Annotated in this window: 17 protein-coding genes; 5 read left to right on the forward strand and 12 right to left on the reverse strand. The window is 59.3% G+C overall.

Going from position 1 to position 16,028, the window contains the following annotated elements; genetic code table 11:
- Nucleotides 1-142: 142 nt before the first annotated feature.
- From KORLAC_RS16070 to KORLAC_RS16085, 4 genes are all read right to left on the reverse strand, one after another.
- Nucleotides 143-736, reverse strand: a complete 594-nt coding sequence (locus tag KORLAC_RS16070; RefSeq protein WP_082714739.1) for a glutathione S-transferase N-terminal domain-containing protein — start codon at nt 734-736, stop codon at nt 143-145.
- Nucleotides 737-740: 4 nt separating this feature from the next.
- On the reverse strand, nt 741-1,202 hold the full coding sequence (locus KORLAC_RS16075; protein WP_068308430.1) for a YtoQ family protein: 462 nt from the start codon (nt 1,200-1,202) through the stop codon (nt 741-743).
- Entirely contained in the window at nt 1,199-2,143 is a 945-nt protein-coding gene (locus KORLAC_RS16080; protein ID WP_160328655.1) for an AEC family transporter, read from the reverse strand. Before KORLAC_RS16080 ends, KORLAC_RS16075 begins: the two co-directional genes overlap by 4 nt.
- A 130-nt stretch (nt 2,144-2,273) precedes the next feature.
- On the reverse strand, nt 2,274-3,506 hold the full coding sequence (locus tag KORLAC_RS16085; protein WP_068308434.1) for an argininosuccinate synthase: 1,233 nt from the start codon (nt 3,504-3,506) through the stop codon (nt 2,274-2,276).
- Nucleotides 3,507-3,755: 249 nt separating this feature from the next.
- On the opposite strand from KORLAC_RS16085, the gene KORLAC_RS16090 reads away from it, so the two are divergent.
- The 4 genes from KORLAC_RS16090 (at nt 3,756) to KORLAC_RS16105 (ending at nt 7,946) form a co-directional block, all read left to right on the forward strand.
- Nucleotides 3,756-4,586, forward strand: coding sequence for a flagellin (locus tag KORLAC_RS16090; RefSeq protein ID WP_068308436.1), 831 nt, complete (start codon nt 3,756-3,758; stop codon nt 4,584-4,586).
- A gap of 109 nt (nt 4,587-4,695) precedes the next feature.
- Entirely contained in the window at nt 4,696-5,430 is a 735-nt protein-coding gene (locus KORLAC_RS16095) for a 2OG-Fe(II) oxygenase (protein WP_068308438.1), read from the forward strand.
- A 110-nt stretch (nt 5,431-5,540) separates the two neighbouring features.
- Nucleotides 5,541-6,296: a MerR family transcriptional regulator gene (locus tag KORLAC_RS16100; RefSeq protein ID WP_068308440.1), complete on the forward strand. Its 756-nt coding sequence runs from the start codon at nt 5,541-5,543 to the stop codon at nt 6,294-6,296.
- Nucleotides 6,297-6,584: 288 nt separating this feature from the next.
- Entirely contained in the window at nt 6,585-7,946 is a 1,362-nt protein-coding gene (locus tag KORLAC_RS16105; protein ID WP_068308442.1) for an EAL domain-containing response regulator, read from the forward strand.
- Here the strand turns inward: KORLAC_RS16105 and rlmN are convergent.
- Together rlmN and KORLAC_RS16115 are read right to left on the reverse strand one after the other, a co-directional pair.
- Entirely contained in the window at nt 7,929-9,149 is a 1,221-nt protein-coding gene (rlmN, locus tag KORLAC_RS16110) for a dual-specificity RNA methyltransferase RlmN (protein ID WP_068308444.1), read from the reverse strand. The two genes, KORLAC_RS16105 and rlmN, sit on opposite strands and share 18 nt — an antisense overlap.
- Nucleotides 9,150-9,315: 166 nt before the next feature.
- On the reverse strand, nt 9,316-10,698 hold the full coding sequence (locus KORLAC_RS16115) for an MATE family efflux transporter (RefSeq protein WP_068309357.1): 1,383 nt from the start codon (nt 10,696-10,698) through the stop codon (nt 9,316-9,318).
- 227 nt (nt 10,699-10,925) lie between these two features.
- On the opposite strand from KORLAC_RS16115, the gene KORLAC_RS16120 reads away from it, so the two are divergent.
- Complete coding sequence (locus KORLAC_RS16120; protein WP_068308446.1) at nt 10,926-11,678, forward strand: carbon-nitrogen hydrolase family protein; 753 nt, start codon at nt 10,926-10,928, stop codon at nt 11,676-11,678.
- On the opposite strand, the gene KORLAC_RS16125 is transcribed toward KORLAC_RS16120, so the two are convergent.
- The 6 genes from KORLAC_RS16125 to KORLAC_RS16150 form a co-directional block, all read right to left on the reverse strand.
- Nucleotides 11,679-12,194 carry a Cif family virulence factor gene (locus KORLAC_RS16125; protein WP_068308448.1) on the reverse strand — a complete coding sequence of 172 codons (516 nt, stop codon included), beginning with the start codon at nt 12,192-12,194 and terminating at the stop codon, nt 11,679-11,681.
- 54 nt (nt 12,195-12,248) lie between these two features.
- Nucleotides 12,249-13,094 carry an MBL fold metallo-hydrolase gene (locus tag KORLAC_RS16130; protein WP_068308449.1) on the reverse strand — a complete coding sequence of 282 codons (846 nt, stop codon included), beginning with the start codon at nt 13,092-13,094 and terminating at the stop codon, nt 12,249-12,251.
- A 63-nt stretch (nt 13,095-13,157) separates the two neighbouring features.
- Entirely contained in the window at nt 13,158-13,679 is a 522-nt protein-coding gene (locus tag KORLAC_RS16135; RefSeq protein WP_068308450.1) for an invasion associated locus B family protein, read from the reverse strand.
- Nucleotides 13,680-13,737: 58 nt separating this feature from the next.
- Nucleotides 13,738-14,304, reverse strand: a complete 567-nt coding sequence (locus KORLAC_RS16140) for an RNA methyltransferase (protein ID WP_068308451.1) — start codon at nt 14,302-14,304, stop codon at nt 13,738-13,740.
- Nucleotides 14,305-14,306: 2 nt separating this feature from the next.
- Nucleotides 14,307-14,636 carry a low molecular weight protein tyrosine phosphatase family protein gene (locus tag KORLAC_RS16145; RefSeq protein WP_068308453.1) on the reverse strand — a complete coding sequence of 110 codons (330 nt, stop codon included), beginning with the start codon at nt 14,634-14,636 and terminating at the stop codon, nt 14,307-14,309.
- The gene (locus KORLAC_RS16150; protein WP_068308455.1) at nt 14,633-15,934 is read right to left on the reverse strand and encodes an MFS transporter; all 1,302 of its coding nucleotides are present in this window, start codon (nt 15,932-15,934) and stop codon (nt 14,633-14,635) included. The genes KORLAC_RS16145 and KORLAC_RS16150 overlap by 4 nt, the downstream gene beginning before the upstream one ends.
- Between the last annotated feature and the right edge of the window lie 94 nt (nt 15,935-16,028).

Consider the following 16,028-nt stretch of genomic DNA (forward strand, 5'->3'; position numbering starts at 1 on the left):
GTGTGTCTGGACCCTGAAACAAGTTCAGGGTGACGACAAGAAACACACTGTCATGCTGAACTTGGTTCAGCATCCATGCTATCAGAAACGCCACCTGGAAATTCCTGGGTGGCGTTTTCTATTGGATCTTTACGCGCTATCCCTAGTCGCGCGGGTTGGAGGCGATGAAGTCCGGGTTCTGGCTCACTTCGTCAAACCAGGCGGCGAGCGCGGGGTGCGCCTCGCGCCAGCTTATTTCTGGCAAGCGGAACAGCAGATAATCCAGCATGCACACGGTGGCGATGGTGGCGCTATTCCAGGCGTGGAGCTTATCCAGCCAATCGCGCTCGAGCACAACAAGCGCGCGCTTGATGGCGCCGTGCCAGCGTTCCTGCCAATAGACAGACTTCTCAGCGTCCTCGCGCCGACTTTCCATCACCAGCGAAAGCGCGGCATCCAGAATGCCATCAGTCAGCGCCTGGATCTGCAGGTCTTCGAAATACTCGTCACCCGCGCGGGGGCGCCCGGCCATATCCAGAAGGAACTCCATGATCACCGGGCTGTCGAACACGCACCGACCATCGTCGAGCACCAGCGCTGGTACCTTGTTGAGCGGATTGGCGGCCAGCAGCGCGTCCTCGTTCGCCAGCGGGTTCGCGGCCTCCACCTCAAGCCGGTCACCGAAGCCCAGCGCCTTGGCGAGCAGCAGCACCTTGCGGGCGTAGGGCGAGGTTTTTGAATAATAGAGTTTCATCATGGTCCTAACGGTTCAAAACACCGGTGGTAACGTAGCGCAGGATTTCGATCACTTGGTCGACAGTCTCGCATGTCGCCATGGCGGCGCCGTCGACTTCCTTGAGCGCATGGGTGAACTCGGCCGGATGCTGCACGATCAGGCTTTTGCCCAAGGCCGCCGCATAGCCTGCGTCAAAGGCCGCATTCCACTGGCGATATTTTTCGCCGAAACGCACCACAACAATGTCGGCATTCTCGATCATGGTGCGGGTGCGGATGGCATTGACCTTGGCGCCCATATGGTCGCGCCAGAAATCATTGCCGGGCTCGCCCATAATCACCGCGCCGCAGTCGTCCGAGTCGCCGTGATTCGTATTGGGGGCCATCAGCTCAACCGGCAGCTCGGCGTCCTTGACAGCCGCCGCGATCTCGTCGCGCCAGTCTGAGTGGATTTCACCCGACAAATAGACCTGCCAGATCATTTTCATGAGAGCCCTCCTGCCTTGAGACCAAACAATACAACAGACAGCGTGGCGGCTGATAACCCGGTGGAAATCAACACCGCTGTGGCTGCCCTGCGCGCACCGATACCATACTGGCTGGCAAAACTGTAGGCGATCATACCGCTCGGCAGCGCTGCCATCAATGTTGCCACACCCACCCAGACATCCGGCAGGCCCATGAGGAAGTGCGCCACTAAAAACACCGTCAGCGGCAGGATCATCAGCTTGAGCGACACAGCCACCATGGCGTGGGTGATGTTGCCGGCAATCCGGACACTGGCGAGCGACAGGCCGACCGAGAACAGCCCTACCGGTGCCGCCGCCACCGCCGGCAGCTCCAGCACCTTATCCAGCCAATGCGGGTAAGGCAGGCTTAAGGCCGACCAGCCAAGGCCGACAAGAAGCGCGATGATAATCGGGTTCTGGCGCACGCTTGCGAAGGTACGGGAGGCAATCCCCGGCCCTTCCGTGGCATCTGCGGCGCGTTCCACAATCACGGTGGTCACCGGCAACAATGTCAGCGAATGGAAGCTCACCAGCATCAGGAGAAGCCGCACGCCCTCTTCGCCATACACGCCTTCAACAATCGGGATGCCAATGAAGCCAGCGTTACCGAAACAGGTGACGAAAGCGAATGTGGCCTGCTCTGCGGTGGTCAGCCCAAACAGCAGCCTGGTTGACAGCATGGCAAGCGCATAGACCACATAAAGTGACCCATAATAGGCCAGAACAAACAGTAGTTCTGACGCGTCCGGCAGCTCATTGGGCGCGAGCGAGCGAAAGAGGAGCGCCGGGATCGCCACATACCACACAAAGCTGATCAGGATGGGGGCGGAGCCATCGGGGAACAGGCGGGTTTTCCCAAGCCCATAGCCAAGCATCATGATGATGAACACTGGCGCAATGATGGTGAAGATTTCAGCCACGCGGGTCCCTCCGATCTTCTGATTGAAAGTGATCCGAAGCGGCAGCCTTTCAACTCGCATCATGAAAAACCGGACCTCGACATCCGTCAAGACCCGGTTCTGCAACCCTGCCATACGCAGGAGGATCGGCTTAGTCGTAGGCGGGCGGTTCGGTGACCTTGCCGCGGCGCTTCAGAAGCTGCAGCCGCAGCGCGTTCAACTTGATAAAGCCTTCGGCGTCGCGCTGGTCATAAACGCTGTCTTCCTCGAATGTCACATGCTCCATCGAGTAGAGGCTGTAGGGGCTCTTGCGGCCCACCACATGTGCCGCACCTTTATAGAGCATCAGCCGCACAGTACCCGCCACGAACTCCTGGCTCTTGTCAATCAGCGCCTGCATCATCTCGCGTTCAGGGCTGAACCAGAAGCCGTTATAGATGCACTCGGCATATTTGGGCATGATCTCATCCTTGAGGTGCATGGCTCCCCGGTCGAGCGTGATCTGCTCGATACCCCGGTGCGCCGCAAGCAAGATGGTGCCGCCCGGCGTCTCATAGATGCCGCGGGACTTCATGCCGACAAAGCGGTTCTCCAGCAGGTCCAAGCGGCCAATGCCGTGCTTCTTGCCGTATTCGTTCAGCTGCTCCAGCAGTGTCGCGGGGCTCATGGCCACGCCGTTGATGCCCACTGCGTCGCCCTTTTCGAACTCGACCTCGATATATTCGGGCTCGTTCGGGGCCGTCAGCGGATCGTCCGTGCGGCTGTAGACATATTCTTCCGCCGCGTCCCACGGGTCCTCGAGCGCCTTGCCCTCAGATGAGGTGTGCAAGAGGTTCGCGTCCACGCTGAACGGGCTTTCGCCGCGCTTGTCCTTGGGCACCGGAATCTGGTGCTCTTCAGCGAATTTGATCAGCGCCGTCCGGCTGTGCAGGTCCCATTCCCGCCAGGGCGCGATCACCTTGATGTCCGGGTTGAGGGCATAATAGCCCAGCTCGAACCGCACCTGGTCGTTGCCCTTGCCGGTGGCGCCGTGGCACACCGCATCCGCGCCCACTTCCTTTGCGATTTCGATCTGGCGCTTGGAAATCAGTGGCCGGGCAATCGATGTGCCCAACAGATACATGCCTTCATAGACCGTGTTGGCGCGGAACATGGGGAAGACATAGTCTTTCACAAATTCTTCGCGCAGGTCTTCAATGAAGATATCCTTGATGCCCAGCATCTCGGCTTTTCGTCGTGCCGGCTCAAGCTCTTCGCCCTGACCCAGGTCAGCCGTGAAGGTTACCACTTCACAGTCGTAGGTCACCTGTAACCACTTGAGGATGATCGAGGTATCAAGGCCACCTGAATAGGCCAATACCACCTTGTTGATCTTGTCCGACATTCAAAAACTCCAAAGATAAAAAGTGTCAGCGCGAGTATGCGGGGGCAACCGCCCCCAGGTCAATCGTTCGACGTTCATGCTTTCTCTTTTGGGAATGCAGAAAATCTATCGAATCGCGCAGGCGTAAACAGCAGATTCTGCAGTTTTTGTCAACCGAAACTAAAGATTCTGCAGATTGCTGTAACCATCTCTTTCGTGTATTCTGTTGATGGGTGCCCTTACGGGTGGTCTGCCAAAAAGGCGGACCGAATGCTGGAGAAACTGGCAATGCTGAGCGTCAACACGAACGCTGGCGCGCTTTCTGCGCTGCGTAACCTTGAAGCCAACCACAAGTGGCTCGAGACCCTTCAGGAACGAATTGCAACAGGATACAAGGTCGCGTCCGTCAAGGATGACGCCGCCATCTATACCATTGCCCAGCGCATGCGCGGTGATCTGGCGGGCATTCGCGCGTCGCTTGACAGCATCAACCGGGCGACCGTCGCCGTTGACGTGGCCCTTGTGGCAACCGAAAGCATCTCCGACATCCTGATTGAGATGAAAGGCAAGATGGCGTCGCTCCTGAGCGCGCAGAAGAATAATGATGATGCGGCAGCGGAAGCCTATACCCGCGACCTGGACGCCTACCGCGAACAGATCAAGCTGATGATCTCCAGTGCTGACTTTAATGGCACCAACCTGATCGACAGCGGCAATGATATCATCAGCGCCCTCGCCAATTCCGACGGTACAGAGACACTTGATTTCAACCATCAGGACCTGTCGTTCGGTGGCGCGCTCATCACCCTCACGGACGACCAGGAATATTCGATGGAGGAAATCAACAACTCCATTGATAACGTCAACCGTGCCATGGGACATTTCGGCACGGCGTCGCGTCGGCTCGAGATCCAGCACGAGTTTGCCAGCAAACTGCATGACGTGGTGGAGCGCGGCATCGGCCGCATGGTGGACGCCGATCTGGCCCGCACGGCCGCCGACCTGCAGGCCGCCCAGGTTAAGGAACAACTGGGTATCCTGGCGCTCAATATCGCCAACCAGGCGCCCAACAGCATCCTGGCGCTCTTTGGCAGGCGGTAGGGGTGCGACCCTTTGCCGTCCTGCCATTCGCCTCTCGGGCTTTGACCACCTCCCCAATTCAGGCTATGAGGCATTAAGTCTGAAACGGGCCTGATTGGGAAATGCGCAGATGTCTTCACTCAACCTTGAACTGTCGAACACGCTGAAAGCGCGGGAACTGGCCGCAGCCTACAAGCAAGCGGGCCGTATCCATATTCCTGGCCTGCTGGCGGACCAGTCAGCGGCGGATCTTTTCAAGGCCATCGCCGATTTCAAGGAATGGGTGCTGCACCTCAATCAGGGTGACAAGCTCTATGACATCTTCCCCGACCAGCGAAAGGCCATGACCGACCAGCAGCTTCATGACCTGCGCATGGCGGCCTATGCCGGGGCCCAGAAGGGCTTCCAATATATCTACGACAATTACCCGATCTATGATGCCTATCACGCCGGCGCGTGCGCCAAGCCGTTCGATGCGCTGTTCGAGTTTCTCAACAGCAAACCCTTTATCGAGTTCGTGCGCACCGTCACGGGCCACGCGGACATCACTTTCGCCGACGCCCAGCTGACAAAATTCTCGCCCGGCGACTTCCTGACCATCCATGACGACAATGTCTACGGCAAGGACCGCCGCGCGGCGTTTGTGCTGAACATGACGCCCGAATGGCAGCCGGACTGGGGCGGCCTCCTGCAGTTTTTCGACAAGAAAAAGCATGTGGAAGGCGGCTTCACGCCCAGCTTCAACGCGCTCAATATCTTCTCGATCCCCAAACCGCATGCAGTGAGCCAGGTATCCACCTTCTCGCGCCGGGCGCGCTACAGCATCACCGGCTGGCTTCGGACAGGAACAGACCCGCTGGCCTGATCGGCCCTTCTGCGCCGCTGGCGAAAAAATCGCATTACGGGTAAAAAAAGCCCTTGCCCCTGACGCTACGTCACCCTTTAGCGCTCGTATCCGTGGAAAGGAGACCGGCAATGACAGCCTATTCAATCGGTGAGCTCGCCAAACGGTCCGGCATCACGGTGCGGGCGCTGCGCTATTATGAAACGCAGGGCCTGTTGGCACCCCTCAGGACCGAGTCAGGACAGCGGGTTTATGGCACACGGGACATTCTCAGGCTTCAGCAGATCCAGATGCTCAAGCAAGCGGGATTTTCCCTTGCCCAGATAAAAACCATGATGGCCGAACAAGCCGTTGATGCAGCGCGTCTTCTTGGCATGCAGCAGGAGCTGCTGCAGGCCAGGCTGGCGGAAACCGACGCAATGCTGGAGACAGTCACCAGCGCGTTGCGGGCGGTCCGCGAGGGCCAGACGGTCGACCTTTCCACACTCTGCAGCATCATCAAACAAGGAGAATCCGCGATGAGTGAGGAAAAATGGCAGAAGGTGTGGGACACCTATTATACGGCGGAAGAGCAGGAGCGCTGGAAAGCGGCTAAGGAGGCCGTGCCGGAAGATGTCCAAAAGGCATGCGAACGGAACTGGCCGACGCTGATTGCCCGCACCGAGGCGTTGGTCGGCACCGACCCGGCTGCCCCTGAGGCGCAGGCAATCGTCAAGGAATGGAACGCCATGACCCAGGTGATCTATGATGTCGACCCAAGCCTGATGCGCAGCGCCGCGCGCATGTATGACGATATGGACAACTGGCCAAAGGACGGTCCGGTGTCGCCCTTCTCGAAAGAAGTCTGGGATTTCATCAAGGCAGCCGAGGCGGCGGCAGAATCATAAGAAAAGGGCGCTCCAACCGGGCGCCCTGACAGCCTAGCCTTATCTGATGAAGCGCAGGGATATAGCCTGTCGGGGTGCGACTCGCCCTGCTCTTTCAGGCCCAAGCCCCAAAAGGGACACTAATGGCGAAGTAATGCGGCTTAAAATCGGCCTTTGACCATGCTAATTCCATGAAACAGCAGGTAATTACAGGTCAAAGCTTTAATAATAAAGCCAATACGTGTACCATCAGGTCAAAATGATCCTTGGGAGGATCGCCCGCTTCCGCACAAATCAACGGGAGTATATATGCGCCAAAAGGCGACCCAAGAGGATGCCAGGCCTCGGGCTTTGGTTGTCGACGGTTGTAGCTTTCAACGCCAGTTGCTGGGTCTCATCTGCCGCACGGCCGGCTTTGAGACGCTTGAGGCTGCCAGTGGTCGCAAAGCCATAGAGCTGATGGCCGAAGCGCCCTGCAGCTTGCTTGTCACAGACCTGGACCTTCCTGAACTTGATGGCTTTCAGCTGCTGCATCATGTGGCGGAATCGGGTGGCGCGCATGACCTGCTGCTGGTTTCACGCCAGGGTCATTCCATTCTCAATTCAGCTGACCGGCTGGCCCGAACGTTGAACTTCAACGTTATGGGCGCCTTTGAGAAGCCGATTATCGCGGAAGATATCCTGGATCTCCTGAACGGGTGTTGCGACACGCCCAGCGTGATCGAAGTGCCGGGCGATCCGGGCCAGGGGCCAACCATGGAGCCGCTGTCGCACAGTATCATTGAGCAAGGCATCACCAACGGCTCCCTCGTCGCCTTCTACCAACCCAAAATCCACCACCAGGAATCCGCTATTGTCGGCTTCGAATGCCTGGCCCGCTGGCGCACCGCCGAGGGCGTGATCCTGGGGCCAGGGGCCTTCCTGCCAATGGTGGAGGAGCTGGGGTTAATGACCTCACTGACGCAGATGATGCTCAATCATGCCATCAAGGATATCGCCAGCTGGCAGACACTGGGATGGCCCATGCCTGTCTCGGTCAACCTATCGGCAGACAGCATGACAGATACCAACCTGCCTGACCGGCTGGCATGGCTGGTGGCGGAAAATGGCGTCCGGCCAACATCGATCACGCTTGAAATCACCGAGACCAAGCTGATGGAAGAGGCGGCGGAATGTCTGGAGGTTATGTCGCGGTTGCGCCTCAAGGGCTTTGGCCTGTCGGTGGACGATTTTGGCACCGGCTATTCCACCCTCAAGCAGCTCCAATATTTCCCCTTCACCGAGCTTAAGCTCGACCAAAGCTATGTCCGGTCATCGCTTTCCCACCAGCCGTCCCGCGCGGTCCTGGAAACCGGCATTCAACTGGCGCGCAGCCTGTCCTTGTCGTGCGTTGCGGAAGGTGTTGAAACAACAGACCACGCAGACCTTCTGGCAAGCCTTGGCTGCCACAACCATCAGGGATACCTGTACGGCAAGCCCATGCCTGCGGCCGACATACCTGTCTGGATTGCCGGTTGGCTGGAACGCGGCGGCACCATGATGGCGGTGGAGCCGGAAATAGCCTACCCCACCTACCTCAGCCACCGGCCTATCGGCATGCCCGACATTAGCCCTCGGGGGCCATCAGGTCGCGGCAGCCCCCTGTCCAGCCGGTCAGGTCAGGCCGGTTGAGGTGTGGTGCGGCTCGGTGCCCGCAGCTGTTGCGGCGGCGGCGGCTTCCGCCTCACGCGCCAGCTGCGCCTTGGATTTCTTCTCTGATGCCGACTTCAGCTGGCCGCAGGCCGCCATGATATCGCGCCCACGCGGGGTGCGGATCGGCGCAGAGATGCCGCCTTCATAAACGATGTCTGAGAAACGCTGGATCTGGCCCCAGTCAGAGCACTCATAATCCGTGCCCGGCCATGGGTTGAACGGGATCAGGTTCACTTTCGCCGGCAGCTTATATTTGCGGATCAGGCGCACCAGTTCGCGTGCATCCTCGTCACTGTCGTTCACGCCCTTCAGCATGGCATACTCGAACGTGATACGACGGGCATTGTGGGCGCCGGGGTAATTGGCGCAAGCCTTGAGGACTTCATCAAGGCCGTACTTCTTGTTGATCGGCATGATATCACTGCGCACGTCATTCCGAACCGCGTGCAGGCTGACGGCCAGGTTCACGCCGATTTCCTTGCCGCAGCGTTCCATGTGCGGCACCACGCCGGAGGTGGACAGCGTGATCCGGCGGCGGGAAAGCTGGATGCCCTCCTCGTCCATGATGATCTCAAGCGCCTTCTTGACGTTATCAAAATTATAGAGCGGTTCGCCCATGCCCATCATCACGATGTTGGTCACGCGGCGGCCTTCGGTCGGGTTTTCCCACTCGCCCAAATCGTCGCGCGCAATCATCATCTGGGCCACAATCTCGCCCGCCGTCAGGTTGCGCACCAGCTTCATCGTGCCGGTGTGGCAGAATTTGCAGTTGAGCGTGCAGCCAACCTGGCTGGACACACACAGCGTGCCGCGGTCTTCCTCGGGGATATAAACGGCTTCGGCCTCGTTGCCGTCGGCAAAGCGGATCAGATATTTTCGCGTACCGTCGTTTGAATATTGCGCTTCGACAATCTCGGGCCGCGTGATGATGAAATGTTCCGCCAGCTTCGCGCGCACGTCCTTGGAGATATTGGTCATATCTTCAAACGAGCTGACGCCGCGGTGATAGAGCCAGTGCCACACCTGTGTGGTGCGCATGCGCACTTGCTTTTCAGGCACGCCGATTTCAGCGATAGCGGCCTTAAGCTCAGCCCGGTCGAGACCGAGGATATTGAGCTTGTCTTCAGCGGCTGGAATGCGTGGGGAAACGATCGGCTCTTGGCCGTTCGGGGTAATCTGCATCGTGTTAACTCCTGCCTTTCGCGGATCACTATCCGGTCCAGGGCGTTTCGGGCGAGCCAAGCGTTCCACCTGGCTGCGGGTTATCTGTTCGGGCGCCTTATACGCCTGACGCACGGGATTGTAAAGTAAAGGCGGCGCCCCCCGGTTTGAAGGCGCCGCCACGTCTTTAGGCTTGCCGGAACAGGCCCCAGCGCAGGCCCTGCCACTGGCTGGTGTGAACCAACGTCGCGGCGGTCAGCGCCAGAAGGCACAGTTCCGCCACCGGCCCCGCCAGCCAGATACCCGGTTCGCCAAAGCCGATAGGCATCAGGAACACCAGCGGAATGGCAAACAGATAGGGCTTCACCAGACCCAGGATCGCGGCCTGGGCCGCTTTGCCGATGGCCTGAAAGTAGGACGACAGCATCATCAGCGGCCCGCCAATGGCAAGCAGCGCCACCATCACCGGCATGATGCGCTCAATCTCACCAATCACCGCGGCATCTGCCACGAACAGGCGACCAATCGGGCCCGCAAAGAAGGTCAGCCCCGCCTGCATCAGAAGGCAATAGGCAAAGGCGGACGCGATGCCAAGCCCAAGCCCCCGGTTCGACCGCTGCCACAGCTGGGCGCCAAAATTGTTGCCCACCACGGCCTGCATGGCGTGCGACAGCCCCAGAAGCGGCAGGAACACAAAAGTGCTGACACGGGTGATGATGCCGTAGGCTGTGACCGTATCAGCATAGGTGGGGCTGTCGACCATCTGCAAGGCCGTCAGGATGGCCGCCGAGATCAGCGATACACCGAGGAAACTCAGGCTGGGCGGCAAACCCAGTGCAAGCGTCGGCCGCCAGAAGCCGGTGAAGGCGTGCCGCCCGAAGGCCGTCAGCCGCAACTGAGTGGTGCCCCATGTCCGGTATGCCAGCACGCAGGCAAGCGCCACGCACTGCGCCAGAATGGTGCCGTAAGCCGACCCGGCCACACCCATCTCAAGACGCGCAATCAGCAGATAATTGAACACAATGTTCAACAGCGACACCATCAGGCTGACGCCAGCCATCAGCCCCAGATGCCCCTCGCAGCGCATGGCATCGGAGTTGAGCGCGAGCGAAAACATGAGCGGCGACCAGAAGATCAGGATACGCATATAGAGATGCCCCATATCGCCAAGCCCGGCAGACCCGCCCGCAAACAGCAGCGCCATATCTGCGCCGAAGAGCGCAAAGCCCGATATCAGCAACGCACAAATGAACCAGGCAAGCCCATGGGCGCCAACAAACGCCGCCTGCGCCTGTTCATGATTGGTCCCGCCCATGAAGCGGGCAACCTGGCTGGCCATGCCGGATGACACCAGCGTGGACAAGGCCACAAGCAGCATGAAGATGGGGAACATGAGCGTCACGGCCGCTAGCGCCTTCGGGCCCACATAAAGCCCCAGGAACAAGGCATCGATGAGCGTCACCGCCCCGTTCATGCCCATGACAAAAATGATCGGAAGCGCGGTTTTGATGAAAACGGCGCCCAGTGGTCCAGCGAGATAGGGGTTGCCGGATGAGAGTTCTTTCGACACGGAAATTTCCTTTGTCTGGCCTCTCAGTTCAGGGATGGATGCCCGCATTGCCATCGGCTTGAAAGGCCGTATGGAAATTCATGTCACTGAATCCAGCACTTCACCGTGGCATCTGCCTGCGAGCGGCGGGCGGCTGGAGCCCGTGGGCCTTGCTATACGCCCGAAAAAGTCGATTGTAAAGCGGGCACGGACGCGTAGGATAAGCGCACGATTGAGGGGAATTCGTCATGGCCAACACATTTGCAGCCGCACAGATCACCAGCATCCGGGGGGACGTCAGTGCCAACCTTGCCCTGCACCGGCAGGTGATGGAGCAGGCGGCGATGGAGGGCGTGGACGTTCTGGTGTTCCCGGAGCTTAGCGTCACTGGCTATGAAATGGATCTGGCAGCAAGCCTGCAGACCAGCGCCGAAGATATCCGCTTCATGCCCCTGCAGGCGCTCGCGCGCGAGGCGGGGATGCTGGCCTATCTTGGCATGCCGCTGAAGGCGCCCGATTATATCAAGGGCGGCAAGCCGTATCTGGGTGCTGTGATTTTGGGCGGTGATGCGCCCACGGCCTACGCCAAAATCCATGTCCATGACAGTGAAGCGATCTATTTCCAAAGTGGCACCGACTATAGCGTCACGCCGCACAAGGGCGCGCGCGTTGGCGCCGCCATCTGTGCGGACCTCACCAAACCCTGCCACGCGGCGGGCACGGTGGCAGCGGGCGCGGATGTCTATGCCGTTGGGGCTCTGATTAACGCCGATGCCTGGACGCGCGAAGAACCCTTGCTCAGGGGCTACGCCACCGAGCACGGCATCCCGGTGGCCTTTTCAAACTATGCCAGCAAAAGCGGGCCCTATACGCCCGTGGGCAAGTCCAGCGTGTGGGCGCCCGGCGGCGCGCTTGTGGCGCAGGCCGAGGGCACGGAGGACGCCCTCGTCATCGCCCGCCGCAATGGCGGCGACTGGCAAGGCAAAACGGTTGCCTTGTAGCTATTCCAGCATGGTAACAGACCAGTTGACACTGGCGATGCCCCATCGGCCATCAACCTTGAACAGCTGCCAGACCTCAAGGCCATAGTTGGTCACCTTGTCGTCGACGACGAATTCATAGTCGAAGGTGACAAGCGCGTATGTCTGGTCCTGCGTGATCTCGATGTTATAGAAGTTTTCCGCGACCGTGCTTTCGGTGGTGGTGATGAAATTGACGAAATTCATCGCCTCCGTCATCGGGCCCACTTTCATGAAATCGGGGTCGTATCTTTCGCGCACATCGTCGATCACCGCCTGATAGGGCGGCGAGATAAAGAGTATCTCGTCATGCAGGAAGGTGGACTTCAAGAGCTCGCCGTCTTTTTCGCGGATACCGCGGTCAAACCGCGCGATCACCTCACGGATTGCCGCTTCGTCCTCCGGCGTCGAATGATAGGTGCCGATATAATCCGGTGCGGCGTGAACCGGCGCGGCAAGGCCAATCAACAGCATGGCTGACAGCAAAAACCTTTTCATGAATTCCCCCTCTTAAGTGAAAGAAGGGGACCATATTGTCCATTTTACTGCAAGCTATTTAGCCTCGAACGTGTGGCAGGCCATCTCGTCCGTCAGCTGCACACTGCCGGGCCATTGGCCGTGAATCCAGGCCAGAAACTGGTCACGTCCGCCATATTGGTTCATCCAGCCGCGCTCGCCCGGCGCCAGATGCATGGGCACCACGGTACCAATCTGCCACATGTCCGTGATGGTTTTTGATTGCTGGGGGTTATTGAGCCCATACCAGAAAGCCAGCAGCATCACATCCACCGGCGTGTTGCCGAGCCCCGCTTTCCGAAGGCTTTCGCCCGACGCATTGATATCGCCCGTGTGGAAGAAGCTGACGCCGTCGACCGTGACATGAAAGCCGATGTTCTGAGGCCGGTTCGGACCATGATCCACCCGGTAAGCCTTCACCTTGACGCCTTTAAGGTCATAGCTGAGCGGCCCGCCTTCCCACGGCGGCAGCACGGCCATGGCGCGCGCTTCCTCGGCTTCCGTCAGGCCCGCTTGCTTGAGCATTTCGAATGCCTCAGGTGGCATCAGGTAGGTGACATCCGCGTCCGCGCGCAGGTGCGCGAGCGTGGCCTGCGCATCAAAATGGTCATTATGCTTGTGGCTGACAAAGGCCAACTTCACGTTGGCGAACGCGCCGTCACCCGCTGTGAGGGCCTGCATCACACCGGCGGACGGCAGGCCATACTCGCCGTCGTATTCATCTGTTACCCGCGCGGCATCAAACAGAACGGCGGTATTTTCGCCTTCCACCAGAAAGCCCGCGTTGGCGATATGGCACAGCTTCACGCCTTCTGCCGCCACAGGCGCTGAGGCCAGCAGCGTAACGGCACAAAGCACGGATTTAAGATGCCTGATTGTCATATGACTGTCCCTCCCGCAGCCAGCAAAGCGGATGCGGGAGAGGAAGGCAACCCAAACTTCAGATTACCGGCAGGCGCGGGAGGCGGCGTTATAGGCCGCGGTGAAGCCCCTGAGGCTGAAGGTATCGCGGGTGTTGGTGCCGCGCTGGCTGGTGGCGCGAACCTCCAGGTTGATGCCGGCCTTCATGGCGGCAACCACGCTGCGGTCATCCTTCGGGTCATAGGCCCAGGCGCCGCTGCCTTCGGTGAAGAACTGGTAATTCTTCTGGCCGTCCACATTGATGCGGGCTTCGCTGCCCTGGCGAATCGGGTATCCCACCACCACATTCACCTCATCCTTCACGCCGAAGGCGGGCCGGTGGGTGACGGTCATATAAATATCGCCGCGGATCGCACCCTTGCGGCTGATCCAGGTTTTCTTTGGCACCGAGATGACATAACAGACCTTGTTCGAGCCCGAGCCCGCAACCATGGCGTCCCAGTCATTATGGCTGGAAAGCTTGCGCGGCGTGCCCTGCGCGAACGCGGCGGCGGTGAAGCTGATGACAAGAAGTGCCGTGAGTGTGAATGCCTGAAGCTGTCTCATAGTGTCCCTGTTTGTCTCTTCCCGATTGTCACACGCCCCAATCTCATGGGCGCCTGGCTTATTTATTCTCGTTTTTCAGCCGTCGTTCTATCCGGCTGAAGCGCCCGCCGTGTACATGCGCTGGCTTCTCTATCGGTTTACCGCCCGGCATCACCGGCCTTTCAGCAAAACCACCCAGCAGGCGCAAGCGGTCGTACATGACTATAGCACCTGCAGTCGCTACGTTAAGGCTGAACTTTGTCGGGATTTTGATCATGTGATCACAGCGCTCTGCCATGGCGCGCGACAAGCTCGTGCGCTCGCCCCCCAGCACATACACCGCCTGCACCGGATGGCGGAAACTCGGCAGGTCCACAGCGTCGTCCGTTAATTCGATGCCGACAAGCTGGCAGCCCTGCGGCACGTGCACGTCAGCCGCCGTCTCATAATTAAAGAAAGGGATCTGCGTGGTGCTTTTACTGGTGTCGGCGAAATCGGCGGTGACCAGCTCGCCGGTGTGGGAGATTTTCATCGGGTTGACGGCAAAGGCGAAGGACGCGCCGAAGGAATGGGCTGTGCGCACCAGGTTGCCCACATTGCCTTCTTTTGACGGACCGTCGATCCCGATCCCGAAATAACCGCGCATTGTCACTCCAAGCCTAAAATTGCCGCCACGCTTTCCCTGAGGATGGTGACCAGTTCCTCATCCATGTACCCATAGTCGTCCGGGATATCAAGGATGTGCAAGGCTTTATGCTGCACCGCATGCGGAAAGGCGGCCTTCAACCGGCTTTTGTGTTTGCCCTCCATCACCATGATCACGTCGGCCCATTCGATGTCTTTACCAGACACCGTGCGCCGCGCCTTGGGGCTGGTTCCGGCAGATCGGACATTGAGGCCCGGCTGTTTGCGCCAGACAGTTTCCGCCGTGGGGCTGCGCCACTGGTTGCGGCTGCAGATGAACAGCAGGTTGGTCACGCCTCCGTGACCTCTTCCTTCACCCCCGCGGGCACGCTGAAGCGGGTCGCATAGGGGTGGAAGGCACCAATGCCGCAGGCCAGCATGATGGCGCCCGAGGCCACCAGAAGCGCGCCTTCGAGGTTGATCTCAAACGCCATGCCCATGATGACGGCGGCAATCGGCAACAGCCCGACCGACATGAACATGAGGAGGCTCATGACCCGCCCAAGCAGTTTTTCCGGCGTCCGTTTCTGCAACAGCGTGGTGAAATGCACCCACACCCAGCTGTCGCCGCAGCCGGCAATGAAAAACACCACCATGCCCCACCAGTAGGGCGGATAAAGCACAATCAGCGCGATGGTCGCACCCGAGAAGGTAAAGAGCGAAAACATGATGCGGATGATATTCTCGTCCTTCGGGGCTTTGAAAATCCCGGCAGACGATGCGCCCAGGAAGGCACCCGAACCATACGCCGCGATCTGCAGGCCATAGATATAGGCACCCTCCTCAAACCGCAGGTCGGCAAGCGCGGGCAGGCCGACAAAAATCGGCGCCTGGAAGAAAAATTCAAGCGCGGCAATGCCGAGGAACCCCAGGCGGAACGCTGGCACAGCCCAGACAAACCGGACCGCCACCTTGATCTCTTCAAGCATGGAGGTGCCGCCCTCGTCTTCCTTCTCAAGGCTGCGGGTGCGCACGAACAGGAGCGTGAGCGCGGAGGCGAAGAAGGTCAGGCCGTCGAGCGCGAAGGCACGTGCGAGCCCCTGTTGGTCATCCCCCAGCCCGATGGTGTGGGCCGCCGCGGAATGGGTGCCCAGGCTGGCTTCGCCGGCGATCACGAAACCGGCGATCAGTGGCCCGATGATCACGCCCAGCCACATGGTGGTCTGCACCAGCGCATTGCCCTGCTTCAGCTGGTCTTTCTTCACCAGGCTGGGGACAATCGATGTGGTTGCTGGATAGAAGAAGGCATCCGCAACCCCGAACGCCAGCGCAATGGCAAATACGATCCCGATTGTCACGCCGCCGGTGAACAAAAGATACGCGAGCACCGCCATCAGCACCATGCGGATGACGTTGGTATAAAGCATCACCTTCCTTGGGCTTGTACGGTCCACCACCGCGCCGCCCATCAGCATCAGGATGGCGCGCGGCAGGCCCTGGGCCGCAAACACCAGGCCCATCATGAATTCGCTGCCCGTCAGCTGCAGCACCAGCCAGGGGAAGGCAAGCATGCTGATATGATCCCCGATCACGGAGATAAATTCGCCGATCCAGAAGATACGGAAGTTGCGATCTTTCAAAACCTGCAGCATAACTAGCCTGCTTTCCTGCGTTTGGTGGTGCGCTATCTAGCCAGCCACTTGATGACCGGGCAAGCGCCAAATGTGATCACAAATGCGCGATGAG

It is taken from the genome of Kordiimonas lacus, from assembly GCF_001550055.1.
GTDB classification, from domain to species: Bacteria; Pseudomonadota; Alphaproteobacteria; order Sphingomonadales; family Kordiimonadaceae; genus Kordiimonas; species Kordiimonas lacus.

Bases quoted from the DNA above. Each gene is read 5' to 3' on its own strand.
- KORLAC_RS16090 (WP_068308436.1), top strand. From the start codon at position 3,756: ATGCTGGAGAAACTGGCAATGCTGAGCGTCAACACGAACGCTGGCGCG.
- KORLAC_RS16075 (WP_068308430.1), bottom strand. From the start codon at position 1,202: ATGAAAATGATCTGGCAGGTCTATTTGTCGGGTGAAATCCACTCAGAC.
- rlmN (WP_068308444.1), bottom strand. From the start codon at position 9,149: ATGCAGATTACCCCGAACGGCCAAGAGCCGATCGTTTCCCCACGCATT.
- KORLAC_RS16150 (WP_068308455.1), bottom strand. From the start codon at position 15,934: ATGCTGCAGGTTTTGAAAGATCGCAACTTCCGTATCTTCTGGATCGGC.
- KORLAC_RS16070 (WP_082714739.1), bottom strand. From the start codon at position 736: ATGATGAAACTCTATTATTCAAAAACCTCGCCCTACGCCCGCAAGGTG.
- KORLAC_RS16095 (WP_068308438.1), top strand. From the start codon at position 4,696: ATGTCTTCACTCAACCTTGAACTGTCGAACACGCTGAAAGCGCGGGAA.
- KORLAC_RS16085 (WP_068308434.1), bottom strand. From the start codon at position 3,506: ATGTCGGACAAGATCAACAAGGTGGTATTGGCCTATTCAGGTGGCCTT.
- KORLAC_RS16120 (WP_068308446.1), top strand. From the start codon at position 10,926: ATGGCCAACACATTTGCAGCCGCACAGATCACCAGCATCCGGGGGGAC.
- KORLAC_RS16135 (WP_068308450.1), bottom strand. From the start codon at position 13,679: ATGAGACAGCTTCAGGCATTCACACTCACGGCACTTCTTGTCATCAGC.
- KORLAC_RS16130 (WP_068308449.1), bottom strand. From the start codon at position 13,094: ATGACAATCAGGCATCTTAAATCCGTGCTTTGTGCCGTTACGCTGCTG.
- KORLAC_RS16125 (WP_068308448.1), bottom strand. From the start codon at position 12,194: ATGAAAAGGTTTTTGCTGTCAGCCATGCTGTTGATTGGCCTTGCCGCG.
- KORLAC_RS16140 (WP_068308451.1), bottom strand. From the start codon at position 14,304: ATGCGCGGTTATTTCGGGATCGGGATCGACGGTCCGTCAAAAGAAGGC.
- KORLAC_RS16100 (WP_068308440.1), top strand. From the start codon at position 5,541: ATGACAGCCTATTCAATCGGTGAGCTCGCCAAACGGTCCGGCATCACG.
- KORLAC_RS16105 (WP_068308442.1), top strand. From the start codon at position 6,585: ATGCGCCAAAAGGCGACCCAAGAGGATGCCAGGCCTCGGGCTTTGGTT.